At 62.7% G+C, this 26,632-nt stretch carries 23 protein-coding genes; 7 read left to right on the top strand and 16 right to left on the bottom strand.

Features of this window, described 5'->3' with window-relative positions; genetic code table 11:
- Nucleotides 1-44: 44 nt before the first annotated feature.
- Nucleotides 45-6,989 (top strand): retention module-containing protein, encoded by a 6,945-nt coding sequence (locus ACIPIJ_RS01240; protein ID WP_401071954.1) that lies wholly within the window; start codon nucleotides 45-47, stop codon nucleotides 6,987-6,989.
- 158 nt (nucleotides 6,990-7,147) lie between these two features.
- Here ACIPIJ_RS01240 and ACIPIJ_RS01235 read toward each other — a convergent pair whose 3' ends face one another.
- The 6 genes from ACIPIJ_RS01235 to ACIPIJ_RS01210 all read right to left on the bottom strand — a co-directional run bounded on the left by ACIPIJ_RS01235 (nucleotide 7,148) and on the right by ACIPIJ_RS01210 (nucleotide 11,018).
- A complete protein-coding gene (locus tag ACIPIJ_RS01235; RefSeq protein WP_401071952.1) occupies nucleotides 7,148-7,405 on the bottom strand; it encodes a PAAR domain-containing protein in 258 nt (85 codons plus the stop codon).
- Nucleotides 7,402-8,202: a DUF6708 domain-containing protein gene (locus ACIPIJ_RS01230; RefSeq protein ID WP_401071950.1), complete on the bottom strand. Its 801-nt coding sequence runs from the start codon at nucleotides 8,200-8,202 to the stop codon at nucleotides 7,402-7,404. The genes ACIPIJ_RS01235 and ACIPIJ_RS01230 overlap by 4 nt, the downstream gene beginning before the upstream one ends.
- The gene (locus ACIPIJ_RS01225) at nucleotides 8,199-8,507 is read right to left on the bottom strand and encodes a hypothetical protein (RefSeq protein ID WP_401071948.1); all 309 of its coding nucleotides are present in this window, start codon (nucleotides 8,505-8,507) and stop codon (nucleotides 8,199-8,201) included. The genes ACIPIJ_RS01230 and ACIPIJ_RS01225 overlap by 4 nt, the downstream gene beginning before the upstream one ends.
- Before the next feature lie 103 nt (nucleotides 8,508-8,610).
- Nucleotides 8,611-9,588: a hypothetical protein gene (locus ACIPIJ_RS01220; RefSeq protein ID WP_401071946.1), complete on the bottom strand. Its 978-nt coding sequence runs from the start codon at nucleotides 9,586-9,588 to the stop codon at nucleotides 8,611-8,613.
- Between the two features lie 469 nt (nucleotides 9,589-10,057).
- Complete coding sequence (locus ACIPIJ_RS01215; protein ID WP_016391094.1) at nucleotides 10,058-10,423, bottom strand: YbaN family protein; 366 nt, start codon at nucleotides 10,421-10,423, stop codon at nucleotides 10,058-10,060.
- Between the two features lie 7 nt (nucleotides 10,424-10,430).
- Nucleotides 10,431-11,018 carry a YecA family protein gene (locus ACIPIJ_RS01210; protein ID WP_194787921.1) on the bottom strand — a complete coding sequence of 196 codons (588 nt, stop codon included), beginning with the start codon at nucleotides 11,016-11,018 and terminating at the stop codon, nucleotides 10,431-10,433.
- A gap of 246 nt (nucleotides 11,019-11,264) precedes the next feature.
- Between ACIPIJ_RS01210 and recQ the strand changes: the two genes are divergently transcribed.
- Nucleotides 11,265-13,409 (top strand): DNA helicase RecQ, encoded by a 2,145-nt coding sequence (gene recQ, locus ACIPIJ_RS01205; RefSeq protein ID WP_401071944.1) that lies wholly within the window; start codon nucleotides 11,265-11,267, stop codon nucleotides 13,407-13,409.
- Between the two features lie 138 nt (nucleotides 13,410-13,547).
- Nucleotides 13,548-13,985, top strand: coding sequence for a MarR family transcriptional regulator (locus tag ACIPIJ_RS01200; RefSeq protein ID WP_346615177.1), 438 nt, complete (start codon nucleotides 13,548-13,550; stop codon nucleotides 13,983-13,985).
- A 52-nt stretch (nucleotides 13,986-14,037) separates the two neighbouring features.
- On the opposite strand, the gene ACIPIJ_RS01195 is transcribed toward ACIPIJ_RS01200, so the two are convergent.
- Nucleotides 14,038-16,224, bottom strand: coding sequence for a patatin-like phospholipase family protein (locus ACIPIJ_RS01195; protein ID WP_401071942.1), 2,187 nt, complete (start codon nucleotides 16,222-16,224; stop codon nucleotides 14,038-14,040).
- 67 nt (nucleotides 16,225-16,291) lie between these two features.
- Between ACIPIJ_RS01195 and ACIPIJ_RS01190 the strand changes: the two genes are divergently transcribed.
- Nucleotides 16,292-16,573, top strand: a complete 282-nt coding sequence (locus ACIPIJ_RS01190) for a SelT/SelW/SelH family protein (protein ID WP_401071940.1) — start codon at nucleotides 16,292-16,294, stop codon at nucleotides 16,571-16,573.
- Here ACIPIJ_RS01190 and ACIPIJ_RS01185 read toward each other — a convergent pair whose 3' ends face one another.
- Nucleotides 16,574-17,464 (bottom strand): DMT family transporter, encoded by an 891-nt coding sequence (locus ACIPIJ_RS01185; protein WP_401071938.1) that lies wholly within the window; start codon nucleotides 17,462-17,464, stop codon nucleotides 16,574-16,576.
- A 113-nt stretch (nucleotides 17,465-17,577) separates the two neighbouring features.
- Nucleotides 17,578-18,351, bottom strand: coding sequence for an AraC family transcriptional regulator (locus ACIPIJ_RS01180; protein ID WP_401071936.1), 774 nt, complete (start codon nucleotides 18,349-18,351; stop codon nucleotides 17,578-17,580).
- A gap of 126 nt (nucleotides 18,352-18,477) precedes the next feature.
- Between ACIPIJ_RS01180 and ACIPIJ_RS01175 the strand changes: the two genes are divergently transcribed.
- Nucleotides 18,478-19,290 (top strand): UDP-2,3-diacylglucosamine diphosphatase, encoded by an 813-nt coding sequence (locus tag ACIPIJ_RS01175; protein WP_401071934.1) that lies wholly within the window; start codon nucleotides 18,478-18,480, stop codon nucleotides 19,288-19,290.
- 7 nt (nucleotides 19,291-19,297) lie between these two features.
- Here the strand turns inward: ACIPIJ_RS01175 and ACIPIJ_RS01170 are convergent, their stop codons facing one another.
- Nucleotides 19,298-19,609: an Mpo1-like protein gene (locus ACIPIJ_RS01170; RefSeq protein WP_401071932.1), complete on the bottom strand. Its 312-nt coding sequence runs from the start codon at nucleotides 19,607-19,609 to the stop codon at nucleotides 19,298-19,300.
- A gap of 152 nt (nucleotides 19,610-19,761) precedes the next feature.
- Between ACIPIJ_RS01170 and ACIPIJ_RS01165 the strand changes: the two genes are divergently transcribed.
- Nucleotides 19,762-20,883, top strand: coding sequence for an AraC family transcriptional regulator (locus ACIPIJ_RS01165; protein WP_401071930.1), 1,122 nt, complete (start codon nucleotides 19,762-19,764; stop codon nucleotides 20,881-20,883).
- Here ACIPIJ_RS01165 and ACIPIJ_RS01160 read toward each other — a convergent pair.
- Nucleotides 20,779-22,233: a TrkH family potassium uptake protein gene (locus tag ACIPIJ_RS01160; protein WP_401071928.1), complete on the bottom strand. Its 1,455-nt coding sequence runs from the start codon at nucleotides 22,231-22,233 to the stop codon at nucleotides 20,779-20,781. The genes ACIPIJ_RS01165 and ACIPIJ_RS01160 overlap by 105 nt on opposite strands.
- Before the next feature lie 102 nt (nucleotides 22,234-22,335).
- On the opposite strand from ACIPIJ_RS01160, the gene ACIPIJ_RS01155 reads away from it, so the two are divergent.
- Nucleotides 22,336-22,893 (top strand): NAD(P)H nitroreductase, encoded by a 558-nt coding sequence (locus ACIPIJ_RS01155; protein ID WP_401071926.1) that lies wholly within the window; start codon nucleotides 22,336-22,338, stop codon nucleotides 22,891-22,893.
- A gap of 120 nt (nucleotides 22,894-23,013) precedes the next feature.
- On the opposite strand, the gene ACIPIJ_RS01150 is transcribed toward ACIPIJ_RS01155, so the two are convergent.
- The 5 genes from ACIPIJ_RS01150 to ACIPIJ_RS01130 all read right to left on the bottom strand — a co-directional run bounded on the left by ACIPIJ_RS01150 (nucleotide 23,014) and on the right by ACIPIJ_RS01130 (nucleotide 26,611).
- A complete protein-coding gene (locus tag ACIPIJ_RS01150) occupies nucleotides 23,014-24,354 on the bottom strand; it encodes an ATP-binding protein (RefSeq protein ID WP_401071924.1) in 1,341 nt (446 codons plus the stop codon).
- A 59-nt stretch (nucleotides 24,355-24,413) separates the two neighbouring features.
- Nucleotides 24,414-24,830: a Spy/CpxP family protein refolding chaperone gene (locus ACIPIJ_RS01145; protein WP_039604113.1), complete on the bottom strand. Its 417-nt coding sequence runs from the start codon at nucleotides 24,828-24,830 to the stop codon at nucleotides 24,414-24,416.
- Nucleotides 24,831-24,959: 129 nt separating this feature from the next.
- Nucleotides 24,960-25,637: a response regulator transcription factor gene (locus ACIPIJ_RS01140; protein ID WP_401071922.1), complete on the bottom strand. Its 678-nt coding sequence runs from the start codon at nucleotides 25,635-25,637 to the stop codon at nucleotides 24,960-24,962.
- A 79-nt stretch (nucleotides 25,638-25,716) separates the two neighbouring features.
- Nucleotides 25,717-26,016 carry a YciI family protein gene (locus ACIPIJ_RS01135; RefSeq protein ID WP_401071920.1) on the bottom strand — a complete coding sequence of 100 codons (300 nt, stop codon included), beginning with the start codon at nucleotides 26,014-26,016 and terminating at the stop codon, nucleotides 25,717-25,719.
- A gap of 1 nt (nucleotide 26,017) precedes the next feature.
- Nucleotides 26,018-26,611, bottom strand: a complete 594-nt coding sequence (locus ACIPIJ_RS01130) for a septation protein A (protein WP_401071918.1) — start codon at nucleotides 26,609-26,611, stop codon at nucleotides 26,018-26,020.
- Nucleotides 26,612-26,632: the final 21 nt, after the last annotated feature.

Genomic DNA, 26,632 nt, shown 5'->3' with positions numbered 1-26,632 from the left:
TGTCGTTGGCTGAGTAGCCAATCGGTAAGGGGAGGCGTGCGCTCATGGCTAAATTGGTCGGTGTAGTCAGCAAGGTAGTGGGTCAGGTCTTCGCTGTTGGCAGCGACGGTAGCCGGCGCCCCTTGATCGAAGGCGACCGCCTGTATGCAGGCGAACAGTTGGAAACCGGCGCCGCGGGCGCCGTGGCCGTACACCTGCAAAATGGCGCACAGCTGACACTGGGGCGCGACAGCAGCCTGGCGATGACCACGGACCTGCTGGCCAACCTGGCCCCCCACGTGCAGGCGCACGACACCGCGCCGAGCGATGCACAGCTGAGCGATGTCGAGCGCATCCAACAGGCGATTGCCGCCGGTGACGACCCCAGCACCAGCACCGAAGCACCTGCCGCCGGTCCCAACAGCAGTGGTGCCCCAGGGGCATTGGGCGGCGGCCACAGTTTTGTCCTGCTGAGCGAAGTGGCCGACCGGGTCGACCCGCAGATAGGCTTCCCGACGGCAGGCTTCAATGGCATCCCTGAACTGGCCAACCGTTACGTGGGTGACCTGGACAACGGTCGTGGACGCGATGCCCTGGGAGCTGGCAACGGTGGCAATGGCGGCGGCGCAGAAGGTGGCAGCAATGGTGGCAGCAACGGTGGCTTGCCGCCCGGCCAGCCCAACCCACCCGAGCAGCCCAATCCGCCGCTCACGCCCATCGACGAAGACCACCCGGTCGAATTGCGTGGGCTGGATGTGACACCGGGCGAACTCATCCTCGACGAAGCCAACCTGCCCCTGGGCTCGGTCAACAACCCGCCCGCGTTGACCCAGCACGGCAGTTTCACCGTGGTGGCGCCGGACGGTGTGTTCAACCTCAGCGTGGGTGGCATCAATGTGGTCACCGCCGGTGTGGTGACCGGGGTCGGCCAGGCGATCACCACGGGCCTGGGCAACACGCTGACCATCACCGGCTACAACCCGCAAACGGGCGTGGTCAGCTACAGCTACACCCTGACCGGCGCCGAGCAGCATGCAAACGGCGCGGGCACTAATTCGCTGGGCGAGCATTTGCCGGTACTGGTCAGTGACAGCGACGGCGATGTCGCTCAAGGGTCGCTGGATGTGATCATCCGCGACGACGTGCCCAAGGCCGTGGACGACGGCAATGCGCTCACCGCCACCGAGCAGCACACCGAATTGACCGGCAATGTGCTGAGCAACGACGTGCAAGGCGCCGACCGCGTGCCGGGTGGCCCGGTAATCGCCGGTACCTTCACCGGCACCTACGGCACGCTGGTGCTGGCTGCAGACGGTTCCTACACCTACACACTCGACACCAGCGACCCGGACTTCAAGAACCTGGGCGGTGGCGGCCATGGTATGGAAACCTTCACCTACACGATCAAGGACGCCGACGGCGACACCAGCAGCGCGACGCTGACCCTGAACGTGACCAACCTCGATGACCCGGTGCAGCTCGACGGCCTCGCAGCGCAGGGCGGCGAGCTGACGGTCTACGAGAAAAACCTGCACGACGGCAGTGCGCCCGATGCAGGCGCCCTGACCCAGCAAGGCACCTTCAAAGTCAGCGCGCTGGATGGCCTGCAAAGCCTGACCGTGGGTGGCATCAGCGTGGTCAGTGGCGGTGTGGCGGCAGCCTTCCCGCAGTCGATCGTCACGCCCGAAGGCAACACCCTGACGATCATCGGCTACAACCCCGCTACCGGCGTGGTGAGTTACAGCTACACCCTGCTGGACAATGAGAGCCACCCCAGCGGCGACGGCAGCAACAGCCTCAGCGAACATTTCCAGGTGGTGGCCAAGGATGTCGACGGCAGTACCGCCACCGGCAGCCTGGACGTGAACATCGTCGACGATGTACCACAGGCGCATGAGGACTCCACCAGCGTGGCCAAGGGCGACGTGGTGCGTGGCAACGTAATGTACAACGACGTGGTGGGCGCCGACACCCGCGGCGACGGCCAATACGTGGTGGGCGTGCGCGCAGGCAGCGACACGTCCAGCTCGGCCATCGGCCAACTGAATACCCAGGTGCATGGCCAGTACGGTTACCTGATCATCGATGCGCAGGGGAATGCCGAGTATCACTCCGATCCGACCATCGCTTCGCCCAGGGATGCCCTGGAAACCTTCGTCTACACCCTCCGCGATGCCGATGGCGACGAGAGCACCACGACCCTTACCATCAACGTGCATAACGGCTTGATGGCCTGTGCTGACACTGACGTTACGGTTTACGAAAAAGCCCTGGATGTGCACAAGGATGGCAATGACTTGGCGCCCGGTACTGTCACCGGCAGTGACCCGGGGTCGACGCAGGAAACGGCTTCCGGCACGTTAGCCGGCGCTGCCAGCGGTGGTGTCGGGACGTTGACCTACACGCTGGTCGGCAACGCGGTAGGCCAATACGGCCAGATCCAGCTGAACGCGGACGGTACCTACACCTACACCCTGACCTCGCCGGCCAATTCGCCGACCCACGCCAACGACGGCCCGAACACGGTGACCGAAACCTTCACCTATCAGGTGCAGGATTCGCTGGGCAATTCGACCACCAGCACCCTCGTCATCACGATCGTCGATGACGTACCCACGGCCAACAGTGATTTCGTCAGTGTCTTCAAGGGCGACGTGGTGCGCGGCAATGTGATGTACAACGATGTGGTCGGAGCCGACACCCGTGGCGACGGCCAGTATGTGGTAGGCGTGCGCGCGGGCAGCGATACGTCCGGCTCGGCCATCGGGCAGCTGAACACCCAGGTCAACGGCCAGTATGGCTACTTGACCCTCGATGCCTATGGTAACGCCGAGTACCACGCCAACCCGAACATCGCCTCGCCACGCGATGCCATCGACACCTTCGTCTACACCCTTCGCGATGCTGATGGCGACGAAAGCACCACGACCATCACCATCAATGTGCACAACGGCTTGATCGTGTGCGCGGACCGTGACGTCACGGTCTATGAAAACGCGCTGGACCTGCACAAGGACGGTAACGACCTGGCGGCAGGTACGGTGACCGGCAGCAACCCAGGTTCCACGCACGAGACGGCCTCCGGCCTGCTGGTGGTCAGCGGCGTAGGGGCAGTGACCTTCACCTTGGTCGGCAGTGCTGTAGGCCAGTACGGCCAGATCCAGCTGAACGCAGATGGTTCCTACACCTACACCCTGACTTCGCCTGCTAATTCGCCCACTCATGCCAACGATGGTGCGAACACCGTGACCGAAACCTTCACCTACCAGGTGCAGGATTCGCTGGGCAATTCGGCGACCAATACCATCGTCATCACCATCGTTGACGATGTGCCAACCGCCAACAGCGATTTCGTCAGCGTGGCCAAAGGGGATGTGGTGAGCGGCAACGTGATGTACAACGACGTGGTCGGTGCCGATACTCGCGGCGACGGCCAGTATGTAGTCGGTGTGCGCGCTGGCAGCGATACGTCTACCTCGGCCATCGGTCAGCTCAACACCCAGGTCAACGGCCAATATGGTTACCTGACCCTCGATGCCTACGGCAACGCCGAGTACCACTCTAACCCGAACATCGCCTCGCCACGGGATGCCGTCGACACGTTCGTCTACACCCTTCGCGATGCCGACGGCGACGAAAGCACCACGACCCTCACCATCAACGTGCACAGTGCGTTGATGACATGTGAGGACCGTGACGTCACGGTCTACGAGAAGGGCCTGGACCTGCACAAGGATGGCAACGACCTGGCACCTGGCGCCGTGACCGGCAGCGACCCGGGCTCGACCCAGGAAACGGCCTCCGGCACGCTGGCCGGCTCCACCAGCGGTGGCGTAGGCGCACTGACCTATACCCTGGTCGGCAATGCTGTAGGCCAGTACGGCCAGATCCACCTGAACGCCGATGGCTCCTACACCTACACCCTGACATCTGCGGCCAACTCGCCGACCCACGCCAACGATGGTGCCAACAGCGTGACCGAAACCTTCACCTACCAGGTGCAGGACTCGGAAGGCCATTCGACCACCAGCACCATCGTCATCACCATCGTCGACGATGTACCGACCGCCAACAGCGACTTCGTCAGTGTCTACAAAGGCGACGTGGTGAGCGGCAACGTGATGCACAACGACGTGGTCGGTGCCGATACCCGCAGTGACGGGCAGTACGTGGTCGGTGTTCGGGCCGGCAGCGACACCTCAAGCTCCGCGGTGGGCCAGCTCGACAGCCACGTCTACGGCCAGTACGGCTACTTGACCCTCGACGCCCAGGGCAATGCCCAGTACCACTCCAACCCCGATGCGGTAGCGCCGCGCGATGCGCTGGACACCTTCGTCTACACCCTTCGCGATGCTGACGGTGACGAGAGCACCACGACCCTCACCATCAATGTGCACAACCCTGCGCTGCAGCCGTGTGGCGACGGTGGCGTCTGGGTCTACGAGCGCGCGCTGGACCTGCACAAGGACGGCAACGACCTGGCAGCCGGCACTGTCACCGGCAGTGACCCGACCTCGCCCCGCGAGACTGCGTCCGGCAGCCTGGTCGGGCAGGTCGCCGGTGGCGTGGGGGCGCTGACCTACACCCTGGTCGGCAATGCCGTCGGCCAGTTCGGCCAGTTGCACCTGAACGCTGACGGCTCGTATACCTACACCCTGATCTCGCCGGCGAATTCGCCGACCCATGCCAACGATGGCGCCAACACGGTTACCGAATCGTTCACCTACCGGGTGGAGGACACGGTGGGCAACTGGACCACCAGCACCGTCAAGATCACCGTCGTCGATGACGTCCCGCAGGCGCAGTGCGACTTCGTCAGCGTGGCCAAGGGTGACATCGTACGCGGCAACGTGATGTACAACGACGTGGTCGGCGCCGACACGCTGGGCGATGGTGCCTACGTGGTCGGCGTACGCGCCGGTCATGACACGTCCAGCTCGGCGGTTGGCCAGCTCGGCAGTAACGTCTACGGCCAGTACGGCTACCTGACCCTCGACGCCCAAGGCAACGCGGCGTATCACGCCAATCCCAACGCCGTGGCGCCGCGGGATGCGATCGACACGTTCGTCTACACCCTTCGCGATGGCGATGGTGACGAAAGCACCGCCACCGTGACCATCAACGTGCACGACCAGTCGCTGCACCCTTGTGGTGATGGCGGCGTCACAGTGTTCGAGAAAGCACTGGACCTGAACAAGGACGGCCACGACCTGGCGGCTGGCAGCGTCAACGGCAGTGCCCCTTGCTCGACCGCGGAAACCGCGTCCGGCAGCCTGGTCGGACAGGTTGGCGGTGGGGTCGGGGCATTGACCTACACCTTGATCGGCAACGCCGTTGGCCAGTACGGGCAGATCCACCTGAATGCAGACGGTTCCTACACCTATACGCTGACCTCGCCAGCGAATTCGCAACCACACGCCAACGACGGTGCCAATACCGTCAGCGAGGCCTTCACCTACAAGGTCGAGGACACCGTAGGCAACTGGACCACCAGCACTGTCCACATCACCATCGTCGATGACGTACCGCAAGCACACTGCGATTTTGTGAGTGTCAGCAAAGGTGACGAGGTGCGCGGCAACGTACTGTACAACGATGTGATCGGCGCCGATCTGCCAGCCGACTGTGGCTATGTGGTCGGCGTGCGCGCCGGCCATGACACCTCCACCTCGGCCATCGGCCAGCTCGGCAACCCTGTGGCGGGCCAGTTCGGTTACCTCACCCTGGATGCCCAAGGCAACGCCGTGTATCACTCCGACCCGAATGTGGCGGCGCCGCGCGATGCCACCGACACCTTCGTCTACACCATTCGCGATGGCGATGGCGATGAAAGCACAGCCGTCATCACCATCAACGTGCACGACAACACCATGTCCGAATGTGGTGACGGCTACGGCAGGGTGCAAGAGCAGCGGGTAGTCGACCGTGGCGCGTTCACCCTCGATGCCAGCAGTATGACCGCCGCGCTGGTGGTGCTCGGCTACCTGGGCGCCACCGGCACTGCGGCGGCCCAGGGCTCTGCCGACGAGGTGATCAACGTCAGCCTGCGCAAGGGTGAAACCCTGCAACTGAACCACGACACTCACGATGGCAACCTGGCGCTGCAATGGAAAGACGCCAGCGGCAGCTACCACGCCATTGCCGCAGGCGACAGCTTCACGGCCAGCCATGATGGGGTGTACAGCATCCATGTGAGTGACCCGACGGGTGCCGGCAAAAGCGGCGAAAGCTACAAGCTGAGCCTGGTGCTCGACTACGCCAACGCGCAGGCCCCGGCCCCGTACACGGGGGGAGGCAGCGACCATGCCACGGCCGGTCTTTCCAGCCCGATCGACATCGCCTCGTTGGAAGCGCATGCCTCCACCGGCGATGAGCACAACGGCCACACGGCCAACTATGCCTTGGCCAAAGAGGCGGTCACGATCGACCTGAGCCATGAAGGGCTGCAGGACACCGGTGGTGCAGGGGTGGAGACCCTGAGCGGCATCCACAACCTGGTGGGCTCTGACTATGGCGACACGCTGATCGGCAGCAGCGCCGACAATGTGCTCAATGGCGGCGCGGGCAACGATGTGCTCAAGGGCGGGGGCGGCAACGACATCCTGATTGGCGGGGCGGGCAACGACACGATGACCGGCGGCAACGGCAACGACACCTTCGTCTGGCAGAAGGGCGACACCGGCCACGACACCGTCACCGACTTCACCCCGGGCAGCGACAAGCTCGACCTGTCGCAACTGCTGCAGGGCGAGCATGCCACTGCAGCGTCACTGGATGACTACCTGCACTTCAAGGTCAGTGGCACCGGGGAAAACGTGGTTTCGACCATCGAGGTCAGCAGCGTGGCGGGGGCCGCGCCCATCCAGACCATCGACCTGACCGGCGTCGACCTGGCCCAGCATTACGGGGTGACGGCGGGGGCGGGTGGGGTGATATCGGCGGGGCATGACACGGCGACCATCATCAACGGGATGCTCGATGATCAGTCGTTGAAGGTGGATACGGTGTGAGGTGATCGGCCTGGCTTTTTCGGTGAAGCTGGTGGCCCTATCGCCAGCAAGCCGGCTCCCACAGGTTCATCCCCCCAGCTTGGGCATGGTGGTGTACCTGCAGGAGCCGGCTTGTCGGCGATGAGGTCAGTGCTGGCAACGACTAACTTCAAGTCTGATCATTCAAGCAGCCAGTCATCATCGCCCTCGATCAACACACCACCGTGATCAGTTTGATCGCCTTTGCGTGCGACCTTTTTGCTCTGGATCTGATAGCTCGCCGAGCCATTGGTGATCAGCGCACCACAACTGATCCGGTCGCCCACGCGGGCTACGGCCTTACCATTGAAGGTGTAGTCGGCGCTACCCGTCTCCACCACGCCAATACCGTGTAACGGGCAATCGTGGTGGTGACCTACAAGTACGACGGGTTTCATGGTTGGTCTCCCGGCGCGGGTGCGGTGCGGGATTCGAGGTCCATATCGGCTGGCCATTGGACTTTGGGCGCTAGACGAACGAAGGGGTTGAAGCAGTAGTTACTGTTCCGCTCAGTAGTCTCCGTCATAAGTTCGGGAAGTGCTTCGGGCCCTTTTTGCATGTAAAGTCTAGCTATTGCCCAGTGGTTTTTACCCTCTTCAATGTTGTCAGAAAGCAATAGACGGTCGATTACTTCGTCAGTGCCAGGTCTGCGCACTGCGAGTACTACTTTTTCAACGAGACCTCCGAACCCCATCGGAGCGTAAATGCTGTAGACCTCTGCGGTTAGGTCACGCCATTCATAGGCGACAGGTTTTATGCCCCAGTTTTTTCGACCCAATGGGTGGAGGCGGTCGTATCGATATTGATAAAAATAGACTTTTCGACGATGTCTATTAAATCGTATCGGTTCGTCGCAGGGGTGGCTGAAATCCATGCGGATATACGGTATGAAGATGAAATATAAAAAACAAAAAGAGGCTAGGATTACCAGTGTTGGCTTTATGCTCGGGGGGGAGGATCCGAATAGGGAACTGATTATATAAGCCGCAAGGAGAGTGGAGATTAATAATATTGCGCCGCCACCAATGATCCAGCCGCCTCTGAATTTTAAAGTGGATCGGGAGAGCTCGATGTGGTGGGTGCCTACTTGAAGTGAGGGGGCGTCTAAGCTATCTCTTGAAACGTCTGAGTTGGAAGGGGTGTCTGGCGCGGGAAGGTCATACTTCCATCCGAATTCGCGGTGAGGCAAGATCATGAGTTGGTCTCCTCAACTAAAATTTCGGCATACGAATCTGGTAAGCTGCGATCAGGCCAATAAGTGAGTGACAGCGAGGCGGCGACAATATTGCGCTGCCCTATGTCAGAGGTCAGTTCAATGCTGCCGGTAAAATCCTCAAAATAAACTAGGCGCTCACTGCGGCTTCGAATTTTGCGCGTATTTCTTGAAGTTTGCAGGCTGTTTGGCAGGTAGTCGGGAAGTCTAGGTCGTGTGGAGTGCGCCAATGTGGTTTGGGTAACGCTTCTGGTTGTCACGCTGGGTGCGAAGAATACTTCATTCATTACGACCTCACCGCCAGTGTAATTGGTTGCGCTTCCATCTCCCTGGCGATGGATGGCAAGTGTCCAATGATAGCTGGAGGATAACTCAGTGAAGCCGGGGAGGCTAAACTGAAAGCGTATCCTTCTTCTTGGTTCTAAACTTACAAGGCCACCAATTTTGGGGGCGATGCGCCCTATCATCAGTAAAAAACTCAAAGGAAAGCGTGCCGGACAAGCCCAATGTAGCGGCATTCAATTCTGCAAAGGCGATATCGGAAAATTCGGGGGTATTCCAATGGGTTTTAGGAGTTTCGTTGGCCTTGCCAAAATGGCAGCGTTTGATCCACCTTTCTAGAGGCGTTGATTCACTTTCTTCGGCGTACTTGCTTGAGTAATAAGCTATGAGTGTTAGTGAAATGGCTATTCCAATAGGTCCGAATAATAAAGGGTTGAATGCGCCCAAAATTGCTGCGACAGTGGCACCACCCGAGAGTGCGGCAGCGGTGTAGTAGAAATTTCGTGAGTCGATATCGCCTGATGTACCTGAGCGTTTGGCGGATATTATTGCCTGGAAAGTGTCAAACAGTCCGGCGGAAGCACCTAAGATGGCTCCGCTGCGAACTATTTTTGCGCCTAAATTCACTCGGTTTTGGCTTGCATTTTTTATAGTAAGCCCCAGAATCTCCACGCCTCCGCCCAAAATTCCCATGCTAGAACTCAATAATCCCAGTAAAGCCTCGGTCGACGTTGAAGTTATCTCTTTTTCCGCTATTTCCGCTTTTTTCAGGTTTTTGCCAAGACTGTCACTCAGTAAATACAACCCACCTAAAGCAAGAAGCAACTCCCAGCTTCCCGCCGCCCCTTTCAGACCGGAGAAACTGCTGCGCACCATCTGCGAAGCCTGCTTCGAGCTGATTCGTATCCCCTCAAGCATCTTCCGCGCACTGGGCTCCAATGTGCCCGCCGCCACTCTAATGTCCACCAGGCTCATCTGCGCCGCATGACAGAGCTGGTTTACATTCAGGCTGACTTCCTTGAGCAGGGCATCGAGCTTGCGCACGCGCATCACCATGCTGAACAAGGGCATCGCGGCGTCGACCATGGGGTTCTTGAAACCGCCGCGCATCTGGAATTGCGGGTCGGCGAGGTAAGCGGAACATTCGGATTGCCGAGCAGGACTCTTTCAGCAGGCCATTGGCCCTGTTCTCGGTTACGTCATATGCTGCGTTTGTTGTGCTTGTCGTTCCACTGTGCTGCCTCATTCTATCCGGCATTGGAAATCCTCGTGCACTTCAACTGGTCGGCATGTCATGCGAGCCAGTGGGTGGTTCTAGCGGACAGGTATTTTTAAGTTTGAGTCCTGAACAGTAACGGGGAATCAATTCGCAGTGGAGTTTCTGATGTCCTAAAAACTTGTAGGAAAATTCTTTGTTATATATTTCGCGTGTTTATTGAATTAATTAGAAGTGATGGTGAAACATAGCCTGACAAATACAGGGCGTCAGCCATTGAAAGATGCGATGGCAGTGCGCATTGACTTAGAGGTGGGATGGAGGGTGAGGGCCAGCAGCTCAACCCGGCTTGCGCAACGTCTTCTGCTTGAGAATGTACAGGCTCACCAGCACCGCACTGGTCAGCATGAAAGCCCGTGCCCAGAACAACGGCACCAGGTAGCAGGACAGGCTGATGCTCGCCCACATCAGGCCGATGGCGTACACCTTGCCCTTCAATGGAATACCTTCACCGCTCAGGTAGTCACGGATCCACGGCCCAAGCTTGGGGTGGTTGACCAGCCAGTGGTGAAAGCGCGGCGAGCTGCGCGCGAAGCAGGCAGCTGCCAGCAGCAGGAACGGGGTGGTGGGCAACACCGGGAGGAAGATCCCCAACACCCCCAACGCGACGCTGAGCCAGCCGATGGCCAGCAGCAGGTAGCGCACGGCCGACTCAGTGGTGGCGTGGCTTGAGCAGCGCCGGCTTCTCTTCAGGTGCGTGCAGCAGCAGGAACAGTGCGCTCAGCGCTTCCGGGATCTGCACGATCATGTCGTCCTGCAGGTTGGCGTTGCTGGCGATGTCGGCGAACTCAGGTTGTTCGTCGAACAGGCCGGAACCGACCATGATCGGCAGCAGCATCTCGCTGACTTCTTCTTCGGCGTTTTCGAACCAGGCTTCTTCGCGCAGGAACACGCCTTCCATGAAGCCGATGCACCAGCCGCGCAGGTCGGAATCGTCCGGTTCGTCGGTCAGGTCCAGCTCGCATGGCAGGTCGAATTCTTCGTCGCTGGCCAGTTGGCGGGCGATGTGGCCCTTGAGTGCCACCAAGGTCGCTTCGATTTCGGTGCGCTGGGCATCGCTGGCGTAATGGGGCTCTTCGGCGAACAACGCGTCGATCCATTCACGCTCGGGAACGTCTTCGGAGCAGATCGACAGCGCGGTCAGGTAGCCGTGGGCGGCGACGTAGTCCAGCGCTTCTTCGTGCAGCTCATCGGCGTCGAGGAAGGCTTGCAGGCGGGTCAGTTGCTCGGCGAAGGACATTACAGGGCTACCTTGGGGGAATAAACGATAGTGAATTCTAGCACCTTGCGCCGCTGGCGGGGCAAAGGGAACGTCTGTCAGCACGGCATCCTGCACAGGTCGGCACTGGGGTATACTTCGCGATTTTTCACCCAGAGGCGGGTTTCCCGGCCATCTGGCAAAAGCCGCTTACGCATTTGGCGTGTGCGGAGCGGGTTTTTCGTCCAGCCTGTGTCCAGGATGGTACGGCGATTTACGGAGTTGCACATGCTCGAACAGGCTCAGCGCGTTCTCAAGGACATCTTCGGTTACGACAGTTTCCGTGGGCGCCAGGCAGCGATCATCGAATGCGTGGCCAATGGCGGCGACGCCCTGGTGCTGATGCCCACCGGCGGCGGCAAGTCGCTGTGCTTCCAGGTGCCGGGGTTGCTGCGCCCGGGCCTGACCGTGGTGGTGTCGCCGCTGATCGCGCTGATGGACGACCAGGTCGCCACCCTCGATGAGCTCGGCGTCGCGGCCGCTGCGCTGAACTCTACTCTCAGTGCGGAGCAGCAGCGCGACCTCGCCGGGCGCCTGCGCCGCGGTGAAGTGAAGATGCTGTACCTGGCGCCGGAGCGCCTGGTGCAGCCGCGCATGCTGGACTTCCTGCGCGGGCTGGATGTGTCGCTGTTCGCCATCGACGAGGCGCACTGCGTCTCGCAATGGGGCCATGACTTCCGCCCGGAGTACCTGCAGCTGGGCCAGCTGGCCGAACTGTTCCCGCATGTGCCGCGCATCGCCCTGACCGCCACCGCCGACATGCGCACCCGCGAGGAGATCGTCCAGCGCCTGCACCTGCAGGGCGCCGAGCGCTTCCTGTCGAGCTTCGACCGGCCGAACATCTTCTACCGCATCGTGCCCAAGGAGTCGCCGCGCAAGCAGCTGATGGCGTTCCTTGGCGAGCGCCGTGGCAACGCCGGCATCGTCTATTGCCTGTCGCGCAAGAAGGTCGACGAGACCGCCGCCTACCTGTGCGAACAAGGCTTCCCGGCGCTCCCGTACCACGCCGGCCTGGCGGCGGAAACCCGTTCGGCCAACCAGCACCGCTTCCTCAACGAGGAAGGCCTGATCATGGTCGCCACCATCGCCTTCGGCATGGGCATCGACAAGCCCAACGTGCGCTTCGTCGCCCACCTCGACCTGCCCAAGTCGCTCGAGGCCTATTACCAGGAAACCGGCCGTGCCGGCCGTGATGGGCTGCCGTCCGATGCCTGGATGGCCTACGGCCTGCAGGACATGGTGATGCTCAAGCAGATGCTGCAAAACTCCGAAGGGGACGAGCGCCACAAGCGCGTCGAGCAGCACAAACTCGACGCCATGCTGGCGTTGTGCGAGGAAACACGCTGCCGTCGCCAGTCGCTGCTGGCCTACTTCGACGAAGTGCTCGAGCAGCCGTGCGGGCATTGCGACAACTGCGTCGACCAGGTGCAGACCTGGGATGCCACCGAGCCTGCGCGCCAAGCCCTCTCGGCGGTATTCCGTACCGGCCAGCGCTACGGTGTCGGCCACCTGATCGACGTGCTGCTGGGCAAGGACAACGAGAAGGTGCGCAATTTTGGCCATGAAAAGCTCGCGGTGTTCGGGGTGGGCAAGGCGATTGCCGAGGTTGAATGGCGCTCGCTGTTCCGTCAGCTGGTGGCGCGCGGCCTGGTGGACATCGACCTGGAGGGTTATGGCGGCCTGCGCCTGTCCGACAGCTGCCGGCCGTTGCTGCGTGGCGAGGTGACCTTGCAGTTGCGCCGCGACCTCAAGCCGCAGACCGTGGCCAAGTCTTCTTCCAGCGGCGGCAGCCCGGCCAGCCAGCTGGTACGTGCCGAGGAGCGCGAGCTGTGGGACGCGCTGCGAACGCTGCGGCGCAAGCTGGCCGAGGAGCACAGCGTGCCGCCTTACGTGATCTTCCCCGACTCCACGCTGCTGGAGATGCTGCGCAGCCAGCCGACCAGCCTCAGCGACATGGCCCAGGTCAGCGGCGTGGGTGCGCGCAAGCTGGAGCGCTACGGCCAGGCCTTCCTCGAAGTGCTCAATGGCGCCGGTGGCACCGAGGAGGCGCCCAAGGTGGTGCTCGACCTGCGCCATGAACTGGTCAGCCTGGCCCGTGCCGGCATGACCCCGGCGCAAATCGCCGGCCAGCTCAATTGCAGCGAAAAGAACGTCTACAGCCTGCTGGCCGAAGCCATTGGCCGCCAGGAACTGAGCCTGGACCAGGCGCTCGACCTGCCCGAAGACCTGATGATGGAGGTCCAGGACGCCTTCCTCGACGGCGAAGGGGAGCTGCCGCCGGTTTCAGCGATTGCGCCCTTGTTCGGCGCGCGGGTTCCCGAAGGCGTGCTCTACTGCATACGCGCAGCCCTGGCGGCGGAGTTCGAGCTCTGATCGGGGACATTTCGGACATCCGCTGATCGATGTCATCCTTTTTGACGATTATCGGACATTTCCGCGCCAAGCAGCCTTGCCTGATGTCCCGGGGCATGGTTAGCTGACTAATAATTAGTTCTAGTCAATGAGTTGTTTATGCCCCTGACCGACAATCAACACCGCTTCGGCATGCAGCTGGCGCAGATGTCCCGCGGCTGGCGTGCCGAGCTGGATCGCCGCCTGGCCGGGCTCAACCTGTCCCAGGCGCGCTGGTTGGTGTTGCTGCACCTTGCGCGTTTCGAAGAGGCGCCGACCCAGCGCGAACTGGCCCAGAGTGTCGGTGTTGAAGGCCCGACGCTTGCGCGCCTGCTCGACAGCCTGGAAGCCCAAGGGCTAGTGCGGCGCCAGGCGGTGCTGGAGGATCGGCGGGCGAAGAAAATCCAGTTGTGCCCACCGGCCAAGCCCTTGATCGAGCAGATCGAGACCATCGCCAATGCCTTGCGCCTGGAGCTGTTCACCGGCGTGGACGAGGCAGACCTTGAGGTGTGCATGCGGGTGCATGCAAAGATTCTGGCCAACCTCGAAAAGTCCTGAATATCTTGGGGCTGCCTTGCAGCCCAATCGCCGGCTTGCCGGCGATGACGATTTAGAAGGTATGCCCCAGGTTCAGGTACACCGCCTGCTCATGCGCACTGTTGGCCCCATACGTCAGGTTCAGCGGCCCCAACGGTGTATCCAGCCCCAGGAAAACGCTCGCTGCATTGATGTACCCACTGTCGAACTCATTGTCGTTGTTCCACGCCCGCCCACGCTCCAGCGAGCCACCGATGTACAGCGGGAAGTCCAGCGGCAGGTAGCTGCGCGGCGTCAGGCGGCGGTAATAGACGATGCGCAGCAGGCTCACGTTTTGCCCTGACACCGAGTCCTGGCGCAAGCCCGACAATTCGCGCGCACCGCCCATCACGAAGCTCGACGTCACCACTTCGGTGTTGTCCAGTGTGCGGCCGTAGCGCCCGCCGAACACCCAGGTGTTCGGCCCGCTGCTGATCGCCTTGTCCAGGTTGAGCAGCCACTGCCGGTAGTCCTGGTCCGAGTCGAGCGACTTGTCGTATTTGCGCAGGGTCAAGCCAAGGTCTTCACCGCTGTGCGGGAAGTACACGTTGTCGAGGGTGTCGAACGAGTACTTCAGTTCATAGAAGCCTTCGTTGAAGCTGACCTTGGGCAGGTCCTGGTCACCAATGCGGACTTCTGCTTCGCCCCAGGCTTTGCCAGCACCCAAGCGAACTTCGCCGTAGGTGCCGATCTGACGGCCGAAGTTGAGGCCGAAGCCGTAGCGTTCGAGGCGGTACTCGGCCACCGGGTCGTCGTCCAGGGTCGCCTCGATGTTTTGCGAACCGAAGTCCAGGTAAGGCGCGATGAAGTAGCGCGAACCCACGTCCAATGGCTGGTAGAACTCGCTGTAGAGCTCTTGCTGGTCACCAATCTGAGCGCGCGTCAGCCATTCTGCGCCCAGCTCGTTGATGCCGTTGACGCGGTAGCTGGCCCCCAGGTTGAAAGCACTGTCACCGCGCAGGTCGTCCGACAGGTTCAAGCCCAGGCGCAGGTAATCGGTACCGCCGCGCTTGCCACGGGCGTTGATCACCAGGGTGTTGTCGTCGCCCTTGTGTACCACGCGGTATTGCACGCGGTCGAAGTAGTCCAGGCCGTACAAGGTGCCCATGTCGGTCTGCAGCCGGTCGAGCTCCAGCGGCTCGCCGATCGGCTGGCGGATGTAGTAGCGGATCACGTCGTCGCTGACTTTGGAGTCGTTCTCTACCCTGATCGCGGTGATCACCGGGGTGCGTTGGCGCGGCGAGCGCGCCACGGCCAGCTCAGCGTCGCCTTCGGGCTGGCGCAGCGCAGCCAGGCGCGGGTCGAGCAGGCGGGTGGCCCGGTAGCCGGCTTCGATCATGTCGCGGGCACGGCCGAAATCGGTGACGCCGAAGGCGGCCAACTGCGGCTGGATGAGGATGTCATCGCGGTGCAGGCTGGCCAGTTGTTCTTCGGAGTTGCGCCGGGTCATCAGGGTGATCGACTGGTTCAGCACATCGACCACCGTGGCCAGCTGCTTGCGGTCGCGCAGCGGGGTGCCGATGTCGACCACAATGGCCAGGTCAACGCCCATCTCGCGGGCCACGTCCACGGGGATGTTGTCGACCATGCCGCCATCCACCAGCAGGCGCCCGTCCAGCTCGACCGGTGCGAACACCGCCGGGATCGACATGCTGGCGCGGATCACCTGGGGCAGGTGGCCGCGGCTGAACACCACCTTCTCGCCACTGGCGATATCGGTGGCCACGGCGCGGAACGGGATCGGCAGTTTGTCAAAGTCGCGGGTGTCGGCGGTGTGGGCCAGTTTGCTTTCCAGCAGCAGTGCCAGGTTCTGGCCCTGGATCACGCCCAGCGGCAGGCCCAGGCTGCCGTCGTCGCGAAAGCTCAGCTTCTGCTTGACCAGGAAGTCGCGGTCATCCTGCTTGCGCCTGAAGGGCACGTCCTTGCGAGGCGGAGCGTCGGACAACGCCTGCTGCCAGTCCAAGGTGGTAGCGAGTGTTTCCAGCTCCTCGACGCTGTAGCCGGACGCATACAAGCCACCCACCACGGCGCCCATGCTGGTGCCGGCGATGGCGTCGATGCGCACGCCCTGTTCTTCCAGGGCCTTGAGCACGCCGATGTGGGCCAGGCCACGGGCGGCGCCACCGGAGAGCACCAGGCCGACCTTGGGCCGGGCTTGCTCGGCAGCGAGCAGGGGGAAGGAGGTGAGCGTCAGCAAAAGGCAGAACAGCAGGCGGCGCATCGTGAGTCTCAAACCGAGGGCTAAAGACCGCTAGTATAAGCGGCCCCCTACCTGGAGAACGCTTACCATGCCTGATAACAAGCCGGAAATCGTCATTACCTATTGCACCCAGTGCCAATGGCTGCTGCGCGCTGCCTGGCTGGCCCAGGAGCTGCTCAGCACCTTCTCTGACGACCTGGCCCGGGTGGCGCTGGAGCCAGGTACCGGCGGCATCTTCCGCATCACCTGCGACGGTGTGCAGATCTGGGAGCGCAAGGCCGACGGTGGCTTCCCTGAAGCCAAGGTGCTCAAGCAGCGCGTGCGTGACCAGATCGACCCGCAGCGCGACCTGGGCCATAACGATCGCTGATCAGGCGCCTTCGGCCACTGCAGGTTGCTTGGGCGGATGCTCGGCCGCCAGGCGGCTGGACAGCACGATGGCGAAGATGATCAGCGCACCGCCCAGCAGCATGCGCAGGGTCGGCGTTTCGGCGAACACCACCCAGGCCACGGCAATGCCGTAGACCGGTTCCATGCCGAAGACTACCGCCGCGGTGCGCGCCTTGATTACCGAAAGGCTGGCGACAAACAGGCTGTGCGCGACGCCAGTGCAGAAAATACCGAGCAGGGCTATCCATAGCCAGTCCATCGAGGCCACGGCGCCCAGGCCGGGGGCTGCGAACGGCAGCAGGCACAGGCCCACCACCAGGTTTTGCCACAGCGCGGCCTGCACGGCGGGCAAGCGCCCGGACCCGGCGCGATTGGTCAGCGACAGTAGCGAGAACAGCAGGCCAGAGAGCAGTGCCCAGAGCAGGCCTGCGGTGGCTTCGGTGGCGAGGTCGAAGGAAGGTGCCACCAGCACCAGCCCAATGCTCACAAGCAGCACCAGGACGGCTTCGTTGCGGCGGATACGCTCGCGGAACAGCACCCCTTCGAGAATCACGGTAAACGCCGGGAAGCTGGCAAAGCCCAGCGTGGCGATGGCGACGCCGCCGACCTTCACGGCAATGAAGAAGCTGACCCAATGGCCGGCCAGCAGCACGCCGCCGAGCAGCAGGCGCCGCACATCCTGGCCGCTGAGGCGCTGCCAACCCGGGCCGGCCAGGCTGGCGAACAGCGCCAGGGCGAGCACGGCAAAGGCGGCGCGGCCGAAAACGATGATGGCTGGGCTGGCACTGGCGGCCAGCTTGCCGAAAACGCCAGTCAGGCCGAAGAACAGCGCGCCGATGTGCAGGGCGCCTAGGGCGGTGCGGTGGTTCATGGTGGTCCTTGAACAATGAGTTTGTCAGTACCGGCCCTTTCGCAGGCGTGTCCTGCGAAAGGGCCGGTACTGACACAGTGTAAAGCCCCATCCAGACAAGGTCTGTCGTCCACCTAGCGGTGTTTATCGGCAGGCTCTCGCCGCAGCGCCCCTGGCGTACACCCGAACGCCCGCAGCATCGCCGCCGAAAACGCACTCTGCGATCCATACCCCACCTGTGCGGCAATCTCGCCCATCGGCAGCAATGTCTGGGTCACCAACCGCCGCGCCATGAGCAGGCGCCGCTGGCGAACGTAGTCCATTGGCGTCATCCCGCATTCAGCCGTAAACCGTGCATGCAGCCGGGCACTGGACAACCCGGCGATCCGCGCCAGGTCTGCAACCTGCAGCGGGTAGGCCGCATGCTGCTCGATATGCCTGTCGAACGCCGCATAGGGCAGGCGATGGCTGGGCTTGATGATGGCCGAAGCCGTTGCGTTAAGGCTTGCCAGCAGGAGCACTGCACCCTGCCGGGCAATCAGCGGGTCGTCCATCGGGCTTGCGGCCAGCCAGTCCACCAACTGCTGCTGGCGGTTGTCCAGGCCCACGGCGGCGCTATGATCGAGCAGACGCCGACTGGCGTCGGCATGCTCGCCCAGTTGTTCATGCAGCCAGCGCTCACCCGGTACATCAAGCACCAGGCAGTGGCTGCCAGCGTCGCTGGCGCAGGTGTGATGGGCGCCGGCCGGCACCACCATGAGGCCTTGGCGGTCGATCCGGGCGCCATGCCCCTGCACCTCGAAATCCAGCCGCCCGTGCAGGCCGAACACCAGTTGAGGGTGCTCGTGGCTGTGGGCGATCAGGCCATCGCGGTATTGGCGCAGGGAGAGTATCGGGCCAGCGGTCATGGTGCCTCCTCGCAGGGCAAGGCACCATTGTGCCGCATTGTCGGCAGGCCATCACCGGTCACATCGCTGCCACCAACCTGTCATCTGCGCCTGCCAGTCTCCAGCAAACAGCGCCGGAGCCCGCCCATGAGCCATGCCGAACTCTCTCGCCCGTCGCGCAAGCAACGCGTGCGCACCCTGTGGATTTCCGACGTGCATCTGGGCACCCGGGACTGCCAGGCCGAGCACCTGTCGCAGTTTCTCAAGGGCTACCAGGCCGACCGCATCTACCTGGTCGGCGATATCATCGATGGCTGGAAGCTGCGCAGCGGCATCTATTGGCCGCAAGCCCACACCAACGTGATCCGCCGCCTGCTGACCCTGAGCAAGCGCGGCACCCAGGTGATCTACGTCACCGGCAACCACGACGAGTTCCTGCGGCGCTACTCTAGGCTGATGCTGGGCAATATCCAGCTGGTGGACGAGGCCGAGCACCTGACCGCCGATGGCCGTCGTTTGCTGGTGATCCATGGCGACCAGTTCGATGTGATTACCCGTTACCACCGCTGGCTGGCCTTCCTCGGCGACCGCGCCTACGCGTTCACTCTGGTGCTCAACCGCTGGCTTAACCACTGGCGTGCCCGCTACGGCTATGGTTACTGGTCGTTGTCGGCCTACCTCAAGCATAAGGTCAAAGGCGCGGTGAGTTTCATCAGCGACTTCGAGGACGCCATTGCCCATGAGTGCACCCGGCGCGGGTTTCATGGGGTGGTGTGCGGCCACATTCACCATGCCGAAATCCGCAAGGTCGGCGAGGTGGATTACCTCAACTGTGGCGACTGGGTGGAGTCGTGCACGGCGCTGATCGAGCATTGGGACGGCAACATCGAACTGTACCGGCTGGCCGATGCGCAGGCGCGGCAGGCTGAAGCGGATGCAGCGCTGCGTGAGCCCGCCTAAGGCAGCCCTAAAGGCTGATCTTGCCCAGCAGGATGTCGCGGAACATGGCGAAATCGCCGATCAGGCTGTACAGCGGGTGCTTGAAGGTTGCCGGCCGGTTCTTCTCGAAAAAGAAGTGCCCGACCCAGGCAAAGCCGTAACCGAACAGCGGCACGGCTAGCAGCAACAACCACTTGCCACTGCCAATCGTGTACGCCAGCAGGGCGATCACCAGGCTGGTGCCGACAAAGTGCAGGCGCCGGCAGGTAGGGTTGTTGTGCTCCCCCAGGTAGTAGGGGTAGAACTCGGCAAAACTGCGAAACTGCGCTGTGCTGTTCATGAGCAGTGCTCCAGGATTAACACTTTTTGACAGGATACACGGCGTGGAGCCTGAATCGAGTCTAGAGTCATTGTCGGGGCTGGCCAGTGACAATAGGCGCCATTTGAGTATCCTTGGAGTTCACCGCATGAAGCGGTCATAAGAAGCCTGTCATGAGTGAGAGAACCACGTCAGCCAGCTGGGCATCAGGGATTGTGAAGGCGCTCGAGCTGGAAGGGCTCGATTGCCGGGCCATGTTCAAGCAACTTGGCCTGGATTTCGCCGCCCTTGACGACCCGGACGCGCGCTTCCCTCAGGACGCCATGACCCGCCTGTGGCAGCTGGCTGTCGAGTTGTCGGGCAACGAAGCCATTGGCCTGAACATGGCGCGCGTGGTGCGGCCGGCTTCGTTCCATGTGGTTGGCTACGCGTTGATGTCCAGCCGCACGCTGGCCGAAGGCTTCGAGCGCCTAGTGCGTTACCAGCGCATCATTGCCGAAAGCTCCGACCTGAGTTTCCGCCTGGGGCCTGAAGGCTATTCGCTGATTCTCACCGTGCACGGCGACCACCTGCCACCCACCCGGCACAGCGCCGAGGCGTCGCTGGCCTGTGCGCTGGCCTTGTGCAAATGGCTCAGCGGGCGGGCGATCCAGCCTCGTCGGGTGCTGGTCCAGGGCCCGCAACCGAAGAATATCGAACCCTACAAAGTGGCGTTCCATTCCCCGCTGGTATTCGGTGCGCCGCACGACGCCCTGGTGTTCGAGCGCGCCGACATGGAAGCCCCGCTGCCGACGGCCAACGAGGCCATGGCCATCCTGCATGACCGCTTTGCCGGGGAATACCTGGCACGCTTCTCGGAAAGCCGGGTGACCCACCGGGTGCGCCAGGTACTGTGCCGCATCCTGCCGCAGGGCGAACCCAAGCGGGAAACCCTGGCCCAGGCGCTACACCTGTCCCAGCGCACCTTGCAGCGCCGCCTGCAGGAAGAGGGCACCAGTTTCCAGGGGCTGCTGGACGACACCCGCCGCGAGCTGGCCGAGCAATACCTCGCGCAGCCCGGCATGACCTTGCTGGAAACCGCCTACCTGCTGGGGTTCGCCGACCCGAGCAACTTCTACCGGGCCTTCCGCCGCTGGTTCGACGTGACCCCCAGCGAGTACCGCGCCCGCTTGGGCGCGGAAATCGAAGCGTCAGTGGCGCCAGAAGGCCGGCATGCACAGCACCAGCACGGTGATGATCTCCAGGCGGCCGAGCAGCATGCCGCCAGCGAGAATCCATTTGGCGGCGTCCGGTAACGTAGCGTAGTTGCCAGACGGGCCAATCACTTCGCCCAGGCCCGGGCCGACGCCCGAGACGGTACCGGCGGCGCCTGTCAATGCGGTCATCCAGTCCACGCCCAGCAGCGACAGCAGCAGGGCCATCACGCAGATGGTAATGGCGAAGAAGAACGAGAAGGTCAGGATCGAGCGCACGATCTCTTCGTCGAGGCGGTGGCCGTTGTACTTCTGCTTGATCACCGCGCGTGGGTGGATCAGCTGGTTGAGGCTGGCCTTGAGCAGTATGTAGGCCACCTGGAAGCGGAAGATCTTGATACCGCCAGCGGTCGAGCCGGAGCAGCCGCCGACGAAGCCCAGGTAGAAGAACAGCATCAGCGAGAAATTGCCCCACAGGCTGTAGTCGCCCAGTGCAAAGCCGGTGGTGGTGACCACCGAGGTCACGTTCAGCGCCACGTGGCGCAGGGCGTCGAGCCAGTGCAGGTTGGTGGTGGCCCAGTACCAGGTGCCCAGCACCAGCCAGGTGACCACCAGCATGCCGAGCAGCCCCTGCACCTGCTGGTCGCGGATCAGCGCCTTGCGGTTGCCGCGCAGGGTGGCCACGTACAGCGTGAACGGCATGCTGCCCAGGATCATCACCACCACCGCGACCCAGTGCACGGCAGGAATGTCCCATTTCGCCAGCGACTGGTCGGAGGTCGAGAAACCACCGGTAGAAATCGCCGACATGGCGTGGTTGATGGCGTCGAACGGGCTCATGCCGGCCCACCAGAAAGCCAGCGCCCCGAGCACCGAGAAACCCACATACACCCCGACGATCGATTTGGCGACCATGTGCGAACGCGGCATGACCTTTTCCGAACGGTCGGACGATTCGGTCTGGAACAGGCGCATGCCGCCGATACGCAGCAGCGGCAAGATCGCCACCGCCATGGCGATGAAGCCGATGCCGCCGAGCCAGTGCAGCATCGAGCGCCACATCAGGATGCCCGGCGACATGTTGTCGAGCCCGCTGAGCACCGTGGCGCCGGTGGCGGTGATGCCGGACATGCTTTCGAAGAAGGCGTCGGTGTAGCTGATGTGCTGGGTCAGCAAGAAGGGCAGGGCGGCAAACACGCACACGATCAGCCAGCTGCTGACGGTCAGCAGGTACATGTCGCGTGGGCGCAGGTGCACATGTTCCGGGCGGCCCTGGACGACCATCAGCAGGCCGGCGACGAAGGTGATCACGCTGGACCAGAGGAACGACGGCATGTCGGCGGTGCGGTCGAAGATCACCAGGGTCGCCATGGGTACGACCATGCTGACCGCCAGGGTGATCAGGAAGATGCCGATGATGAAACCAATGATCCTTAAGGTCGGCAACGCCATGTGATCTGCTCTGACTCTGAACGGAAGGGCGCCATTCTACCTATGGGTCTGGTGATGTAAACGCTAGAATGGCCGCACATTCACCTGCCAGGAGGGTAGCCGATGGAGGCTCTCGACGCATTGCTCAACCGTGTTTCCGTGCCACGCCTGACTGAACCTGCGCCTAATGACGCCCAGCGCGAGGCGCTGTTCCAGGCGGCGTTGCGTGCGCCGGATCACGGCCAGCTGCGGCCATGGCGCTTCCTGACCATCGAGGGTCAGGGCCGTGAGAAACTCGGTGAATTGTTTGCCGAAGCGCTGCAGCACAAAGGCGATGCCAGCCAGGCTGCGCTGGACAAGGCCCGTGCCATGCCGCTGCGCGCGCCGCTGCTGATCGTGGTGATCGCCAAGCTGCAGGACCATTACAAGGTGCCCAAGTCGGAGCAGCGCCTGGCGGCGGGTTGCGCCGCGCATGGCATCTTGATCGCCGCGCATGCCCAGGGGATCGGTGCGGTGTGGCGGACCGGCGACATGGCCTTCGATGCGCATGTGCACAAGGGGCTGGGGCTGGCTGAGAATGAAGAGTTGATCGGTTACCTGTACCTTGGCACGCCGATGGCCGAACCGCGTACGGCGCCGATTCTGGAAACTGCCGAGTACGTCAGCGCCTGGGGCGAGTAACTCACGCGCCTCTTCGCGGGGCAAGCCCGCTCCTGCAGGTTCTCCACTGGGCCTGAAGGCGGCAGGGTATCTGTAGAAGCGCTCTAGCCCCGCGAAGAGGCCGGACAGTCCGGCCTCAATTCAACTGCCAATCTCCACTACCAGCGGAAACTCCAGCCGGGCCACAAAACCACCCTGCGGGTGGTTCTCCAGCATCAGGTTCCCGCCATGGCGCTCCGCCGCCTTGCGCGCAATTGCCAGGCCCAGGCCATGCCCAGCAGCATCTTGCCCAGGCGCCCGGAAAAACGGCTCACCCAGCTGCGCCAAGTGCTCTGCCGACACCCCCGGCCCGTGGTCACGCACGCTCACGACAATACGATCCTGCTCGCGCCCGGCGCGCACCTCGATCGGCTGCCCTGCCGGGTTGAATCGCAGAGCATTGCGCAGCAGGTTATCCACGGCACGCTCGATCAGCGTCGGCCAGCCTTGCAATGTCAAACCAGGCTGTGCCTCCAGGCGCACCTCCTGCTCTGGCGCACTGAGCTGGGCATCTTTACGCACGCTACCGAGCAACGCATTGAGGTCGACAGGTTCCGCATGAGATTGCTCGGCATCGACCCGTGCCAGAGTGAGGATCTCGCTGATCAGGTCTTCCAGGCGGTCGCACTCGCGGGTCAGGCGCGGCCACAGCGCCTGGCGCTGTTCGGCTTCGGCGCGTTCGGCCAGGGCCAGGGCGATGCGCAGGCGCGCCAGCGGTGAGCGCAGCTCGTGGGACACGTCGCGCAGCAACTGGCGCTGGCTGCCTATCAGGCTCTGCAGGCGTGCGCCCATCTTGTTGAAGTCCTTGGCCAGCACGCCGAACTCGTCTCGCCGCGCGGCCAGGCGGGCCAGGCTGTTCTGCTGGTAGCTGGCCTGGCCGAGGTCATGCACGGCACCGCGCAGGCGGCTCAGCGGGCGAGTGATGGACAGGGTTACCAACAGGCTGAACAGGGTCAGAACCACCAGGGCGATGCCCAAGGCGCTCAACGGCCAGAGCAGGCTCTCGCGGTGCCAGGCGTCCAGCTCGGGGTGCGGAATGCGATAAATCAGCAGGTAGGTTTCGCCGGTGTCGGGGCTGGTGTATTCCTCGGTCAGGCGGCGCCACGGCAGGCGGCGCTCGTCATTGTGCTGACGCGCCTCGAAGGCGGCGGCGCGGCGCGGGAAGGTGCCGGGCACCACGGCATCGCCACTGTCGTCGAGGACCTGCACGTCGATCTTGAAGCGCTGCTTGCGCCGTTCCAGGAAGTGTTGCGCCGACTCCAGGCCTTCCTGTTCATAGTGCTTGGTCCAATGGCTGGCCAGGGTATTGAGGCCCGGGTGACGGCTGAGGATCCAGGCGTCCTGGTTGAGCATGTGGCCCAGCAGGATCGACAGGCCTGCAACCAGGGTGATGGCCAGCCAGAAGCTGGCCAGAATGCGCCAGAACAGAGAACGCAAGAGCACCTCCTGTAAACGGGAAAAGCCCGGCCCGCGTTTAGGCGGGCCGGGCAGTGGGGGAGAGCTTACTGAGCCTTGCCGGCTTTTTCAGCTTTCCAGGCCTGGAATTCCTTCCATTCAGCCTTGCGTGCTTCACGCGCTTTTTGCAATTCGTCGAACTTCTTCTGCTGCTCAGGCTTGAGCAGTGCGCGCACCTGGCTGTCGGTCTTGTCGTGGCTGGCCTTGAGTTCGTCTTTCATGGCCTTCTGGTCGGCGGCTGGCAGTTTGGCCAGGTAGCGCTCGGTGATGTCGCGGCGGTTTTTCATCTGGTCGCCCATCAGCTTGCCGATTTGCTGGCGCTGGTCGCGGCTCAGGTCCAGTTGGGCGAAAGGCGCGTCACCGCGGTGATGCGGGCCGTCGTGACGCGGGCCGCCTTCAGGCATGGCCATGGCCACGGTCGGCAGGGCGGCGGCGAACATCAGGGCGATTAGGGTCTTGCGCATGGTGTCTCTCCTGTCATGGGCCGGTGGTTACCGGATGAGCTCAGTCTAGAGAGATCAAGGTCAAGCGCAGTCAGCGCAGGGTAAAGGCTCGGTAAAGATGGTCGGGGCCGCAGCTCGGCCCCGGGGCGATCACAGGCTGTAGTAATAGCCGCGGCTACGCAGCGCGACGATGCGCGGGCGGCCGTCAGGGTGTGGGCCAACCTTCTTGCGCAGGTTGCTGACGTGCATGTCCAGGCTGCGGTCGTAAAGGGTCAGTTTACGGCCCAGGCCGATCTGCGCCAGTTCCTGTTTGTCCAGCGGTTCGCCCGGTTGGCGCAACAGCGCTTCGAGGATGCGGCTCTCGGACAGGGTCAGGCTCATCTCGCGGCCATCGATGCTGACCACCCCGCGCACCGGGCTGAAGGCCAGGTCGCCAAGTTCGACCTGGGTGGTGGTGGCCGTCGGGTGGCTGCGGCGCAGCACGGCGCGCAAGCGCGCCGTGAGCTCGCGCGGGTCGCAGGGCTTGGCCAGGTAATCGTCGGCGCCCAGCTCAAGGCCGAGGATACGGTCCAGCGGCTCGCCGCGGGCCGACAGCATCAATACCGGCAGTTCGGCATGGTCGCTGCGCAGTTGCTTGAGCAGTTCCAGGCCACTGCCATCGGGCAGCATCACGTCCAGCACCACCGCCGCTGGCGCGTGCTCGGCCAGGGCCTGGCGCGCGCTCTGGCCATCGTGGCAGGCGCGGACAACAAAACCTTCCTGGGTCAGCCAGCTGCCGAGCAGCTCGCAGAGTTCCTGGTCATCATCAATCAGTAACAGCTCGCTCATGACTCACTCAATTCAAATCGACGGCGTCTGACGCGCTCGCCAGTGGCAAAGATACCGCAGACACCGCCAATTTTATCGATCAGGGCAAGACTTGTTTGAAAGGCTTGACGATGACGTTGTCGTACACGCCTGCGGCAATGTACGGATCAGCATCGGCCCAGGCCTGCGCAGCGCTCAGCGAATCGAACTCGGCGACGATCAGGCTGCCGCTGAAACCGGCTTCACCCGGGTCGTTGCTGTCGATGGCCGGGTGCGGGCCGGCCAGCACCACGCGGCCTTCGGCCTTGAGCTGCTGCAGGCGCTCGATGTGCGCCGGGCGTGCGGCCAGGCGTTTTTCCAGGGAATTTGCGACGTCGCTGGCAATGATGGCGTAAAGCATGTCAATCCTTGGTCTTGGAGGTGGAAGGGTCGTCGTGCAGGTGACGCGACAGGTAGACACCCTGCGCCACCAGGAAAATCACGGTCATGCCCAGGCTGCCGAACACTTTGAAGTCGACCCAGAACGCCTGGAAAGTGAATGCGACGAACAGGTTGGCCGCGCCACAGAACAGGAAGAACGCGATCCAGGCCACGTTCAGGCGGCCCCAGATGGCATCGGGCAGTGTCAGCGCGTGGCCCATGATGCGCTTGATCAGCACCCGGTCACCGATGAAGTGGCTGCCGGCGAAGCCCAGGGCGAACAGCCAGTTGACCACCGGCGCTTTCCACTTGAGGAAGGTTTCGCTGTGGAAGGTCAGGGTCAGGCCACCGAACACCAGGCAGGCGACCAAGGTCAGCCACTGGCCTTTCTCCAGCTTGCGCTGACGCAGGAACAGCGCGCCGTATACCACCAGCGAGCTGATGATGAGCATTGCCGTGGCGCTGTAGATACCGCCGAATTCGAAGCTGTGGCCTGCGACCTCCATGGGGCGCGGGTCGAGCTTATAGACGATGAAAAACAGTAGCAGCGGGATGAAATCGATGAATTGTTTCACAATGGCAGCCAGAATCGGGAT

It is taken from the genome of Pseudomonas sp. NPDC087185 (assembly GCF_044744955.1).
Lineage (GTDB): Bacteria > Pseudomonadota > Gammaproteobacteria > Pseudomonadales > Pseudomonadaceae > Aquipseudomonas.
Note: the sequence above shows the minus strand (reverse complement) of the source record. Positions and strands in the feature narration are given on the sequence as shown.